Genomic DNA, 3,323 nt, shown 5'->3' with positions numbered 1-3,323 from the left:
TGCTGGTCAAACGACCGCAGAGGTTCGCCGAAAAATAATGCGGAGCAAATCCCTCGACGAACGGCAGAACCGTGCGGATTTCACGCGCTCCTCCGCATTATGGTCACCTGACGATTAGTGAAGTTATGGTCAGGTGAGCATATCTTTACGAAAGGCTTGACGTAGCCCGGGGCGATCAGCCGGACGTCATGTCCCAGCTTCGCAATCTCCCGCGCCCAGTAATGGCTGCCGGCGCACGCTTCCATGGCAACCGTGCACGCCGGCTGAGCAGCGAGGAACTCAAGAACGTGATCGCGGCGAAGCTTCTTTCTAAACAGGACCGCTCCCAACGCATCCGAGCCGTGCGCCTGGAACAGGTTCTTCGCAAGATCCAATCCGATTGTGCTAACTTCCAACATGGGACGCCTCCGTTCAAGTGATGATCAACGACACCACTTTGGCACAGCGATGCCGTGAGGGGGCGTCCACCCCATCAAGAGCTATGCTGGAATTTGGGTGACGAGGCTGATCAAGCGGCGCTCTGCGGCTTCAGTTCAATGACCTCGATTCCGTCCTGGAACGTGGCACCTGCGATGAGTTTAGGCAACTGATTTTGTCCTTTCAGTCGTCGCCACGTCCTGGCGGCGGCCATGACCAGCTTGAAGACCATCAGCCTGGCGGTTTTCGAGGAGAGCGAGCCCTTGGTGCGCACCGTGCGATGGCGAACGGTCGCAAAGACGCTCTCGATGGGATTGGACGTTCGCAGATGATCCCAATGTTCGGCGGGGAAATCGTAGAACGCCAGCAAGGCATTCTGATCTTTGGTCAGGCAGTCGACCGCCTTGCCGTATTTCGCATCATATTTCTCGACAAAGACGGCAATCGCCGTCTCGGCTGAGGCTCGGTTCGGGGCGGAAAAGATTTCGCGCAAGTCCGTCTTCATGGCGGCCTGCACCGATTTCGGCACCTTGTTGAGCACGTTGGCTGTCTTGTGCACCCAGCATCGCTGGTGCTTGGTGCCGGGAAGGAGCTCATCGAGCGCATTCCAGAAGCCAAGCGCGCCGTCGCCGACGGCAAGATCGGGCGCGATCTGCAGGCCACGACGCTTGACGTCGACCAGCAGCTCGCGCCAGCTCTGTGCGCTCTCACGAATGCCGGTCTGGAAGCCGAGCAGCTCTTTCTTGCCCTCGGGCGTGGCGCCGATCAGGACCAGCATGCATTCGGCATGATCTTCCATCCGGGCCTGCAGGTAGACCCCGTCCGCCCACACATACACATAGCGGCGCGCCGAAAGATCGCGCTTTTGCCAACGATCGTATTCGATGCTCCACTGTGCCGTCAGTCGCGTGATCACCGAGGGTGAGAGGTTCGGCGCCTCCTTGCCCAACAGAGCTGCCAGAGCTTCCTGAAAGTCGCCCGTCGAAATGCCGCGCAGGTAGAGAACGGGAAGAAGCGCATCTAGACTTCGTGTCCGACGCGCCCATTTCGGCAGGATCGATGAGCAAAAACGGATGCGCTCCGCTTCACCGTTCGCGCCACGATCCCGGACCTTCACCCGGCTGACGGGCACCGCCCCGATCCCCGTCTGAATGCTCCGCTGCGGGCCGCGACCGTGCCGGACCAGCCGGTCACGTCCGTCCGGAAGCTTGAGATCCCGCATCTCGGCAAGAAACGCTTCGGCCTCCATCTCGATCGCCTGCGCCAGCAATTTGCGCGCGCCGGTGCGAAGCACATCCGTCAGGGGATCATCGATTTCGTCGGGCTGACGAAGGCGAACAATGTTGATAGTCTCGTTCATGGCGTATCGCTCTCCTTGAGAGGTTCTGGCAGGCTTCATCACCCGCCTCGATACGCCGCCCTTCTCAAACCGTCATCACCCAGTTTCAGCCATAGCTCTCCCCATCAACTTGCCCGCCCACAAGGCCGCCGGCGTGCGCGACGCGATTGAGGCCGCAGGCGCGAGCCTGCTCTACCTGCCGCCCTACAGTCCCGACTTCAACCCCATCGAGAACGCCTTCTCCAAGCTCAAGGCGTTGTTGCGAGCAAAGGCCGAGAGAACCATCAAGGCTTTGTGGGACGCCGTCGGTCCGCTTCTCGACCTCTTCACGCCAGCCGAATGCGTAAACTACTTTAAGGCCGCAGGATATGAACCGGATTAAACAGGACGTGCTCTAGGCAGTGTGGACATTTACCTTAGCCATAGGACGATAGCCGCGAGAGTGACAACTGCGCGGTAGTTGCGGGCGGTTTTCTCGAAGCGTGTTGCGACCCGGCGAAACTGCTTGAGTTTGGAGAAGCAGCATTCGACGAGATGGCGCTGGGCATAGAGGTGCTTGTCGAGTGAATATTTAAGCGAGCGCGATGGGTTGTTGGGTATGACAGCGATCGCGCCCTTGGCGGCGATGGCTTGGCGTAAGTGGTCGGCGTCATAGGCGGTGTCGGCCATGACGACCTCGGCGGGCAGTCCTTCGATTAAGGCGGCGGCTTGCGGCGCATCGCCCTTTTTGACCTGCGGTAAGGGTGAACCGCACAGGGCAGCCCAAGCCGCGAACTGCCATGTGTATCTTGGTGCTCAGACCGCCGCGGGAACGACCAAGGGCTTGATCTTCAGACCCCCTTTTTTGGCGCCGGTCGCATGTTGGTGGGCCCGCACAATGGTGGAATCGATGATGAGATATTCGAAGTCCGGATCGTCCGACATCGCCTCGAAGATGCGCCACCAGACACCCTTGCTGCTCCATCGACTGAAGCGACGGAAGACGCTGTTCCAATCGCCGAATACATCGGGAAGATCGCGCCAGGGGGAGCCTGTTCGGACAATCCATAGCACCGCCTCGACAAACATCCGGTTATCCCGACCCGTCGACCCCTTCTGATCGGGCCGACCTATGATCAGCGGCGCCATCCGCTCCCACGCCGTGTCGCTCAATACCAACCGATCCATCACACCCACGGCTGCCTCCAAAAAGCAGTCTTGAATCACGCCACGAGCAAAAAGGGAATCTGGAGGGTTCTGTGAGGTCCGGGGCACAGGCGGGGCACGCGGGCTCGACGTCGGACCTCATTGCAAGCCGGATTGAGCGAAGCCGCGGGCTGGTCTGGCACTATGGGGATTGTAGCCTGGAGGGGCGGTCGGGATTGTCCTCGTCGGGTGAATGAAGGGCAACCGCGATGCGACCCCAAGGGATGATGGCACGGCGGAAGGTCGAATTTTGATGGCGGTCGCCGCGGATTGGGTCGGGACGCCTTCTGTCGCTGGCACGAGTGCTCGTGGTCTTGTGCGGAAAGCCAAAGGTCGGCATGCCGGCGCAGATGGCGACGGATGCCAAAGCTGATGATGTGGA

General features: G+C 60.2%; 1 protein-coding gene and 3 pseudogenes. 1 reads left to right on the top strand and 3 read right to left on the bottom strand.

Annotated features, from left to right (window positions below; translation table 11 throughout):
- Positions 1-143: 143 nt before the first annotated feature.
- Together ABVQ20_RS40325 and ABVQ20_RS40320 are read right to left on the bottom strand one after the other, a co-directional pair.
- Positions 144-398 (bottom strand): annotated as a pseudogene (locus ABVQ20_RS40325) (IS110 family transposase); the annotation flags it as partial.
- Positions 399-508: 110 nt separating this feature from the next.
- Positions 509-1,777: an IS256 family transposase gene (locus tag ABVQ20_RS40320; protein WP_354465409.1), complete on the bottom strand. Its 1,269-nt coding sequence runs from the start codon at positions 1,775-1,777 to the stop codon at positions 509-511.
- A 106-nt stretch (positions 1,778-1,883) separates the two neighbouring features.
- On the opposite strand from ABVQ20_RS40320, the pseudogene ABVQ20_RS40315 reads away from it, so the two are divergent.
- Positions 1,884-2,138 (top strand): annotated as a pseudogene (locus ABVQ20_RS40315) (transposase); the annotation flags it as partial.
- Positions 2,139-2,167: 29 nt separating this feature from the next.
- On the opposite strand, the pseudogene ABVQ20_RS40310 reads toward ABVQ20_RS40315, so the two are convergent.
- Positions 2,168-2,932, bottom strand: a pseudogene (locus ABVQ20_RS40310) (IS5 family transposase).
- Positions 2,933-3,323 lie beyond the last annotated feature (391 nt).

The organism is Mesorhizobium shangrilense (assembly GCF_040537815.1).
Taxonomy (GTDB): domain Bacteria; phylum Pseudomonadota; class Alphaproteobacteria; order Rhizobiales; family Rhizobiaceae; genus Mesorhizobium; species Mesorhizobium shangrilense.
This window is presented reverse-complemented; position numbering and strand designations above follow the sequence as displayed.